This window comes from Tistrella sp., assembly GCF_002684955.1.
Taxonomy (GTDB): Bacteria; Pseudomonadota; Alphaproteobacteria; order Tistrellales; family Tistrellaceae; genus Tistrella; species Tistrella mobilis.
This window is the reverse complement of record NZ_NYWI01000012.1, coordinates 1-9,082: the sequence shown is the minus strand read 5'-3', so window position 1 is coordinate 9,082 and position 9,082 is coordinate 1. Positions and strand designations below refer to the sequence as shown.

The 9,082-nt window shown below is 62.8% G+C and carries 8 protein-coding genes and 1 pseudogene; all 9 read left to right on the top strand.

Going from position 1 to position 9,082, the window contains the following annotated elements; translation table 11 throughout:
* Positions 1-282: 282 nt before the first annotated feature.
* A complete protein-coding gene (locus CMO28_RS02755) occupies positions 283-2,184 on the top strand; it encodes a copper resistance system multicopper oxidase (protein ID WP_081471375.1) in 1,902 nt (633 codons plus the stop codon).
* 25 nt (positions 2,185-2,209) lie between these two features.
* Positions 2,210-3,190: a copper resistance protein B gene (locus CMO28_RS02750; protein WP_005408883.1), complete on the top strand. Its 981-nt coding sequence runs from the start codon at positions 2,210-2,212 to the stop codon at positions 3,188-3,190.
* 37 nt (positions 3,191-3,227) lie between these two features.
* Positions 3,228-3,713: a DUF411 domain-containing protein gene (locus tag CMO28_RS02745; protein ID WP_006226241.1), complete on the top strand. Its 486-nt coding sequence runs from the start codon at positions 3,228-3,230 to the stop codon at positions 3,711-3,713.
* Between the two features lie 26 nt (positions 3,714-3,739).
* The gene (locus CMO28_RS02740; RefSeq protein ID WP_228382394.1) at positions 3,740-4,081 is read left to right on the top strand and encodes a DUF2933 domain-containing protein; all 342 of its coding nucleotides are present in this window, start codon (positions 3,740-3,742) and stop codon (positions 4,079-4,081) included.
* Between the two features lie 170 nt (positions 4,082-4,251).
* Entirely contained in the window at positions 4,252-6,558 is a 2,307-nt protein-coding gene (locus CMO28_RS02735) for a heavy metal translocating P-type ATPase (RefSeq protein WP_232244050.1), read from the top strand.
* A gap of 140 nt (positions 6,559-6,698) precedes the next feature.
* Positions 6,699-7,085 (top strand): copper homeostasis periplasmic binding protein CopC, encoded by a 387-nt coding sequence (gene copC, locus CMO28_RS02730; protein WP_008063308.1) that lies wholly within the window; start codon positions 6,699-6,701, stop codon positions 7,083-7,085.
* Positions 7,086-7,089: 4 nt separating this feature from the next.
* A complete protein-coding gene (copD, locus tag CMO28_RS02725) occupies positions 7,090-8,016 on the top strand; it encodes a copper homeostasis membrane protein CopD (protein WP_014747685.1) in 927 nt (308 codons plus the stop codon).
* 128 nt (positions 8,017-8,144) lie between these two features.
* A complete protein-coding gene (locus tag CMO28_RS02720; RefSeq protein ID WP_003090336.1) occupies positions 8,145-8,429 on the top strand; it encodes a CopK family periplasmic copper-binding protein in 285 nt (94 codons plus the stop codon).
* Between the two features lie 231 nt (positions 8,430-8,660).
* Positions 8,661-8,990 (top strand): annotated as a pseudogene (locus tag CMO28_RS02715) (LysR family transcriptional regulator); the annotation flags it as partial.
* Positions 8,991-9,082: the final 92 nt, after the last annotated feature.

Here is a 9,082-nt window from a genome sequence, read left to right as displayed (position 1 = left end):
TTTCCGTCGTCCACATTCTGTCCGCTCCCATTTCCTCTGGCGCGGCATAGAATCACAACGGATTCACCGGATTCAATAACCTTCCGGACGGGCTCTTAGGGGCAATGTAATAGTCGCTTCCTGCCACGAAGATGACGCGACCATTACATGAATGTAATCCAAGGGTCATTCATCCGAAAGTGGTGACTCCATAGCATGACCTCCATGCGTCGAACCGTGCCGCCCAAGACCAAAGGCGGCTCTAAAGACGACTTTCAAGTTATCTATGGAGGATTTCAGGCCATGCCGCCTCGTTCGCCCTTTGTAATCGCGCCCCCACTGGGCCTGTCTCGTCGGCGTTTTGTTCAGGGGCTGGCCGCTGGCGGCGTCCTGGCCGGGCTGTCCACCCCGGCGCTCAGGGCATTTGCCCAACAAGGCTCCGCGACGCGCGGTGCCGCCCCTGTGCTGAAGGGCACCGAGTTCGACTTGGTGATCGCCGAATCGCCCGTGAACTTCACGGGCAAGCCAGGCGTGGCTACGACCATCAACGGCTCGCTGCCGGCACCGACATTGCGTTGGCGTGAGGGTGACACCGTCACAATCCGTGTGACCAACAAGCTGCGTGAAGCCACATCCATCCACTGGCACGGGATCATCCTGCCGTATCAGATGGATGGCGTGCCGGGCATCAGCTTCAATGGCATCGCTCCCGGCGAGACCTTCACGTACCGCTTCAAGGTTCAGCAAAGCGGCTCCTACTGGTACCACTCACACTCCGGCTTCCAGGAACTCACGGGCATGTACGGGGCGATCATCATCGACCCCGCTGGTGCCGAGACCATCCGCGCCGACCGTGACCACGTGCTGCTGTTCTCGGATTGGACCGACGAAGACCCGATGCGGGTGTTCACCAAGCTCAAGTCCCAAAGCGACTACTACAACTACAACCAACCTACCGTCTTCGACTTCTTCCGGGACGCCTCGCGCGACGGCATGGCCGCTGCGATCGACAAGCGCAAGATGTGGAACGAGATGCGGATGAATCCGACGGATCTCGCCGATCTGTCTGCCGCCACGCTGACCTATCTGGCCAACGGCGTCACCCCCGCCGGCAATTGGACGGCGCTGTTCCGACCGGGTGAGCGCGTGCGGCTGCGCATGGTCAACGGTGCGGGCAACACCTTCTACGACGTACGCATTCCCGGACTGAAACTCACGGTGGTGCACGTCGATGGTGTTGACGTGGAGCCGGTGACCGTCGATGAGTTCCGATTCGGTCCGGGCGAAACCGTCGATGTGATCGTCCAGCCACGGGATGACGCTTACACGATCTTCGCCCAGGCGATGGACCGGACAGGCTACGCGCGGGCCACGCTGGCCGTGCGTGAAGGTCTTCAAGCTCCCGTGCCTGCCCTCGATCCGGTCGAATGGCTGACCATGAACGACATGATGGGCAGCATGATGGGGGGCATGGACCACGGCGGGTCCGGCCAGGCCATGGAGATGACGGGCATGACGGGCATGACGGGCATGACCGGGATGACCGGGATGGGCTCGGGTTCGATGTCCGGGATGGATCATGGGGCGATGGCTGGCATGAATCACGGCGCCATGAACCACGGTGGCATGGCGATGGATCACAGCCAACACGCCGCGGCGGCGGGGGGACTGGCCGTGCCCAGCACTACTGCTCGCCACGCTCGCACCGAGTATGGTGCCAGCACGGACATGCGCGTTGACATGGCGCGCACCAACCTCGATGACCCCGGCATCGGACTGCGCAACAACGGTCGGCGAGTGTTGACCCTCGCGGATCTGCATACCCCGTCGGGGCCGCTGGACAAGAGAGGCCCTGGCCGGGAGGTCGAACTGCACCTCACGGGCAACATGGAACGCTACGCATGGTCCCTGGACGGGCTGGAGTTCGGAAAGTCCACGCCGGTGCACTTCAAACACGGCGAGCGGCTGCGGGTCATTCTGCACAACGACACCATGATGACCCATCCCATGCACCTGCACGGCATGTGGAGCGAGCTGGAAAGCCCCGACGGTCGCTTCCTTGCGCGCCGCCACACCCTGCCGGTGCAGCCGGCACAACGCATCAGCTTCCTGGTGACAGCCGACGCGCTCGGCCGCTGGGCGTGGCACTGCCACCTGATGTTCCACATGGATGCCGGCATGTTCCGCGAAGTCGTGGTGTCTTGAACCCAGCGCACAAGGAAGACCAAGAATGTCCAAAGCACTCCCCACTCGCGCACTGGCCACGACGCTTCTGGCCCTGGTAAGCGTCGCCGCCCAGGCACAAGCACAGAACGACCATGCAGCGCACGGCCAGGCCGACGCTCAAACGGCCGCGCCATCCACTCAGACCGTGGCTCCTGCCGCCGACCCGCACGCGGGTCACGCGACGTCGGCGAGCGGCTCGACCGCGGCCCCGGCCATGGATCACGGCAACATGCAGATGCAGGGCGGGTCGGCGCCTCCTGACGCCCGCGATCCGCATGGCTACTCCAATGGCCTGACATTGGGATCGGGCGACTACGCCGTACCCGGTGTGCCGCGGCTGATGCTGGCCGACGAACACAGGTTCTTCTCGTTGCGCGGCGAAACCCTGGAACGCCGCTTCACGCGCAAAGGGGACGATTCCACGGCCTACGACCTCCAGGCTTGGTATGGGACGACCTACAACAAGGCCGTCGTGAAGGCCGAAGGCGATATCGCCAAAGGAAAGCTCGAAGAATCGCGTACCGAGCTTCTCTGGGGGCACGCCGTCGCACCGTACTGGGACACCCAGCTCGGCGTTCGGGTGGATAACGGAGAAGGCCCGAGCCGTCAATGGTTGGCTTTCGGCATCCAGGGCCTCGCCCCCTACTGGTTCGAGCTGGAGGCGACGGGCTACGTGGGAAGTGGCGGACGTACGGCGCTGCGTGTCGAAGGCAGCTACGAGCTGCTGCTGACCCAGCGACTGATTCTGGAGCCTCGTGCCGAATTGCAGTTCTATGGCAAGGACGACCCGGAACGCGGTATCGGCAAGGGCTTGGCCGAAGCGTCTGCTGGCTTGCGCCTGCGCTATGAATTCAGTCGCCAGTTCGCCCCCTACATCGGCGTGGAACGGGCGGGCAGCTTCGGACGCACAGCGGACTATGTGCGTGCCGAAGGTGGCCGCGCGCAGCAGACGCGCTGGGTGGCTGGCGTGCGATTCTGGTTCTAGAACCTTGTGGGTTTGATCATCTGATGAGAGGCAATCTATGAACATGCACTACGACAGAAGCCAGGGCAAAGTGCCGAGACGCCAAGCATTGATCGCTGGCTTGTTGGTGATGGCACTCGCAGGACCGAGCCTGGCGCAGAGCCGACCGATCGCCAAGGTGTGGAAGGACCCGAGCTGCGGTTGCTGCAAGGACTGGGTCTCACACCTGCAAGGCGCAGGCTTCGATGTGCAGGTTCTTGACACCGGGAACACGGCAGCGCGCACGCGGCTGGGCATCCCGCAGAAGTACGGTTCGTGCCACACGGCGCAGATCGGCGGCTATGCCATCGAGGGTCATGTGCCTGCCTCGGACATTCAACGCTTGCTGCGCGAAGCCCCGCAGGCCATCGGCCTCGCGGCGCCGGGCATGCCGGTCGGTTCGCCCGGCATGGATGGTCCGGCCTATGGTGGACGCAAGGACGCCTACGACGTGCTGCTGATCGGGAAAAACGGTAGTAGCACGGTCTATCAGTCGCATCTCTGACCATCCATCAACTCTTTTCCGTGGAGATATGCCATGCAGCATCAGCACACACACAGACCCCCAGCGATCGTCCCCGGTTCTGGCGATCGCGCTACGGCGTGGCGTTCCTCATCATCGCCGCTGTCGCCGCGTATTTCCTGCTCAAGGAGCACACGGCACATGTTGCCGGCTATCTCCCCTTCCTGCTGCTGGCGGCTTGTCCGCTGATGCACCTGTTCATGCACCGTGGTCACGGCCACGGCGGACACGATCATGCCGCGCGTCAGGGGGAGGAAGGTGCCGCACCCGCCAAGGAGACAAGCGCGCCTGCGGCCTGCTGCGATCACCAGACACCAACGGTTAACGGCGGAGGGCACTTGTCACTATGAATTCACCCAGCAAGTCTTCAGGACATGAGCACGCAGGCATGGCGGCGGGTGCCACAACGTCCGGCCCGCATAAGCACCACCATCACGCCAGCCATGCCGGCAGTGACGACGCGGGCGGGTCCTCAAGCCACTCGCAGCCCGATGCCGCGACGCGCGATCCGGTGTGTGGCATGGCGGTCACGGCGGCGTCGGAGCACCGCTCCACGCACTTGGGGAACACGTACTTGTTTTGCAGCACCGGATGCAAGGCCAAATTCGACACCGATCCGGCGCGATATGCCAGCGGTGGCGCGGGCATAGGCACAGGCAGCGGCCATGCGCCGCATCACCATGCCAGCACCGCAGTTTCACCGGCCCCGGCGGCATCGCCAACCGCACCCGGAACGATCTACACCTGCCCGATGCACCCGGAGATCCGCCAGGATCATCCGGGAACCTGCCCCAAGTGCGGGATGACGCTGGAGCCCCTGCTGCCCGACCTCGACGACGACAACCCGGAGTTGCGTGACTTCTCGCGTCGCTTCTGGTGGACCTTGCCGTTGACGCTCGTGGTCCTGGCGCTGGCGATGCTGGGCGAGCGGCTGCACCTGATGGACATGGCTACGCAGAGCTGGGTCGAGTTGGTGCTGTCGTTGCCGATCGTGCTGTGGGCCGGCTGGCCCTTCTTCTCCCGCGGCTGGCTGTCCGTGGTCAACCGCAGCCCGAACATGTGGACACTGATCGGCCTGGGAACGGGTGCGGCATTCATCTACAGCGTCGTGGCAACCGTTGCGCCGGAAGTGTTTCCAGCCTCCTTCATGTCCATGGGACGGGTCGGCGTGTATTTCGAGGCCGCCGCCGTCATCATCTCGCTGACACTGCTCGGCCAGGTGCTGGAACTCAAGGCCCGCTCCCAGACTTCGGCGGCTATCAAGTCGCTGCTGGGGCTGGCGCCCAAGACCGCGCGGCGCATCAATGCGGACGGCAGCGAGGAAGACGTGCCGCTCAGCCATGTGCACGTCGGCGACCTGCTGCGCATCCGACCCGGCGAGAAGGTGCCGGTGGATGGCATCGTGCACGAGGGCAGCAGCTCGATTGACGAATCCATGCTGACCGGCGAACCGCTGCCCGTCAGCAAGCGCGCGGGCGACAAGGTCATCGGGGCCACACTCAACACCAACGGCGCGCTGGTCATGCGTTCGGAGCGGATCGGCTCGGACACCGTTCTATCGCAGATCGTCCAGATGGTCGCCCAGGCGCAGCGTTCCAAGGCACCGATGCAACGCATGGCCGATGTCGTTGCCGGCTACTTCGTGATGGCCGTCGTCGCCATTGCGGTCACGACGCTCTTTGTATGGGGATTCTTCGGGCCACAGCCCACCTGGGTCTATGGACTGATCAATGCGGTGGCCGTCCTGATCATCGCCTGCCCGTGCGCGCTGGGTCTGGCCACGCCGATGTCGATCATGGTCGCAACGGGCCGTGGCGCCACGCAGGGCGTGTTGTTCCGCGATGCCGCGGCGATCGAGAATCTTCGCAAGGTCGATACCCTCGTCATCGACAAGACAGGAACCCTGACCGAAGGCCGACCTGCTTTCGATCAGGTCGTCGCAGCACGCGGCTTTACGAACGATGAGGTGCTGCGTCTTGCGGCCAGCCTGGACCAGGGCAGTGAACACCCCCTGGCCGACGCCATCGTGCAGGCCGCGCGTGCCCAGGGCCTCCAACTCGTGAAGCCTCAGAGCTTTGAATCGGGAACCGGCATCGGCGTGCGCGGAAAGGTTGAGCACCGGCAACTGGCGTTGGGCAACACAGTGCTGATGGAACAGTCTGGCGTATCGGTGGAACCGCTCGTACCCCAGGCCGAAACTCTGCGCGGCGAAGGGGCCAGCGTCATGTACTTGGCTGTGGACGGGCAACTCGCGGGTTTGCTCGCCGTATCCGACCCGGTCAAGGGCAGCACCCCCGAGGCCCTGGCCGCGTTGAAGGCTGCGGGCCTGCGGGTCATCATGGCCACCGGGGACGGGCAGACCACCGCCAAAGCCGTCGGTGCACGCCTAGGCATCGACGAGGTGCATGGTGAGGTCAAGCCGGCGGACAAGCTCATGTTGATCGAGCGGCTGCAGAAAGAAGGCCGCATCGTCGCCATGGCCGGAGACGGCATCAACGACGCGCCGGCCTTGGCGAAGGCAGACGTGGGCATCGCCATGGGAACGGGAACCGACGTGGCGATGAACAGCGCTCAGGTCACGCTGGTCAAGGGCGACCTGCGTGGCATTGCTGTCGCTCGCACGCTCTCGGTGAGTACCGTGGGCAACATGAAGCAGAACCTCATGTTCGCCTTCCTCTACAACGCGCTGGGCATCCCCATCGCCGCCGGGGTTCTCTATCCCCTCACGGGCTGGTTGCTGTCGCCCCTGATCGCAGCATTGGCGATGAGCCTGAGTTCGGCATCGGTCGTGGGCAACGCCTTGCGGCTGAGAGCGAGCCGACTGTGACCGAAACATCTTTCAGAACCAACAGGAGTCTGCTATCGCCCAGCGAACCGTTTCTTTCGTTCCACGCCGTTGCGAAGGTGCAAGCCTTATCTCGGCATTTCGTTCTTAAACCACCCTCACACATCAAGGTAGGAATCTCTATGACCCGTTCACATTTCATCGCCAAGCTCGTCGCGCCGATCGCTGCTGGCCTGTTCGCCACCGCCGCATTCGCGCATCCTTCGCTGGTGTCTTCAACGCCGGCCGACAAGTCGCAGGTTTCCGCGCCAGCCACCATCGAGCTGAAGTTCTCCGAAACGCTGGTGCCGCAGTTCTCCGCCGCAAGCCTTGTCATGACGGGCATGCCGGGAATGGCGAGCCATGGCCCGATGAAGATCAACGCCAGCGTCGCGGGTGCCGGCGACGGCAAGACCATGGTCATCACGCCGGCACAGGCGCTCCAGCCCGGTGACTATCGCGTCGAATGGCGTGCCGTCTCCTCGGACACGCATCCGATCACGGGTAACGTCACCTTCAAGGTGAAGTAAGCCCATGGCCGGGGATTGGTTGACCATCGTCCTGCGCCTGGCGCTGTATCTGGACCTGGCGGCGGCGTTTGGCGTCGCCATGTTCGGTCTCTATGCTTTGGGCAACGACGAGCGATCCGCGACGATCTCGCGCCGCTATCGCGTCCTCATTGGCGCATCCGCTGCCATCGGCATTGCCCTGTCGATGTGGGGCATGACGGTCATGGCCAAGGCCATGTCCGGTGCCCAGAGCTACGCGGAGCTGTCAACGCACGTCTTCGACATGCTCATTACGGGCACGCACATGGGCATCGCCTGGTGCATTCGCATCCTCGCGCTGTTGGTGTGTGTGCTCGTCGCAATGTTGAAATTGAACGCTACCTTGCGATTTGCAGTGATGGCGCTCTCCACCGGCGTGGCGCTGGCGACCCTTGCGTGGGCAGGCCACGGCGCGATGGACGACGGCGTTCGCGGCTACATCCATCTTGCGTCGGATATCACGCACCTCTGGGCAGCGGGCGCTTGGGTGGGCGCATTGGTGGCGTTCTTGATGCTGGCATCCCACAAGCAGGATGTCGCGCAAGACCCGGTAGCGGTCCTCAGTCGGACGTCGAATGGCTTTGCTCGCATAGGTACAGCGATCGTGGCTGCACTCGTCGTGAGTGGAATTCTCAATTACCTGTTGATCGTCGGACCATCGTTTGATCCGCTCATCTCGACGCTGTATGGCCGGCTGCTGATGGTAAAGCTCTTGCTTTTCGCAGGCATGCTGGCGTTGGCTGCTGCCAATCGGTATCGGTTGAGCCCGAGCCTGGAGGCTGCTTTGAAGGCAGGCAATCGCGCACAGGCAGTCATCAAGCTTAGGCAGAGTCTGTTCACGGAGGCGACCTTGGCCGTTTTGGTTCTGGCGAGCGTTGCATGGCTTGGCATCTTGTCTCCCACTGGACCCTAGTCCTTCATGGGCGGCAGATGACAGCACATGAATTGAATGTAATGCACGGGTAAGCGCTCTGTAGACGGCCTGCTTCTACATTTAACGACGCGGCGCAAGTTGTCGTCGTTTTTACAAAGGAGTCGATCATGAAATCGCAAATTGTCATTGCCGCCCTGTTGAGCGCTCTCTCCGTGCCAGCCTTCGCCGGTCATGCAGCAGCCCAAGCAGCCAAGGAGATGGTTCCCTTGGCTGACGGTGGAACGCTGTACATCTTCAAGGACGGAAAGATGGCACAGGAAAGCCGCTTCGGGCGCGCCGTCTATCTCAATGTCGGGGCTTCGGTGTCGACGAAGGATGGGCGCAACATCGCGATCACCAGCAATGAAGTCGCTCGCCTCGGGTCGCTGCTGCAAAAAGAGCACGGCGGATGACGCCGCGGGTGCGCGGTGCTTTTCAAAGCTTCTGCACAGTGTGACAGAGACGCGCGCCCTGATTGGGCGCGCGCGCTTTGGACGCGTCACGAGCAACCACAAGCGCTCAAGATGCCAGTTTTTGCGATGTCAAGCGCATCAACTTCCCTGGAATGGATCCAGTCTCCCCATCCACCGTGATTCGTCCACGGGACATCTGGCGCGAAGGAGAACCTGCGAGGAGCCCGATTTATGGAGTTGCGTCATCTACGATGCTTTGTCGTCTTGGCAGAGGAGTTGCATTTCACGCGGGCGGCCGAGAGGCTGCACATAGAGCAACCCCCCTTGTCTCGCGCGATCAAGGAATTGGAAGATGAGCTTGGGGTCACGCTGTTTGACCGCGACCGCAGGGGCACACGGCTGACCGTGGCGGGGGCGGCATTCTTGCAGGACACCCGCCGACTCTTCACTGTCCTGGAGCAAGCGCGTGAGAATGCCAGAGCCATTGCCGCGGGCCTGAGGGGCAGCCTGCGCATTGCAATTTCCGATGGTGCGATGGACCCACGACTATCGGCGTTCCTAGGCGGTAAACTCATAAATTCGCTTGGCGTTTTTTGGCAGCTGTGATTCAAGGCTTCCGAATGAGGGAGCTTTGAATGACGCGCCGCCGCTAT

Coding starts and splice junctions, on each gene's coding strand:
- CMO28_RS02745 (WP_006226241.1), top strand. CDS start 3,228: ATGAACATGCACTACGACAGAAGCCAGGGCAAAGTGCCGAGACGCCAA.
- copC (WP_008063308.1), top strand. CDS start 6,699: ATGACCCGTTCACATTTCATCGCCAAGCTCGTCGCGCCGATCGCTGCT.
- CMO28_RS02720 (WP_003090336.1), top strand. CDS start 8,145: ATGAAATCGCAAATTGTCATTGCCGCCCTGTTGAGCGCTCTCTCCGTG.
- CMO28_RS02755 (WP_081471375.1), top strand. CDS start 283: ATGCCGCCTCGTTCGCCCTTTGTAATCGCGCCCCCACTGGGCCTGTCT.
- CMO28_RS02735 (WP_232244050.1), top strand. CDS start 4,252: ATGGCGGTCACGGCGGCGTCGGAGCACCGCTCCACGCACTTGGGGAAC.
- copD (WP_014747685.1), top strand. CDS start 7,090: ATGGCCGGGGATTGGTTGACCATCGTCCTGCGCCTGGCGCTGTATCTG.
- CMO28_RS02750 (WP_005408883.1), top strand. CDS start 2,210: ATGTCCAAAGCACTCCCCACTCGCGCACTGGCCACGACGCTTCTGGCC.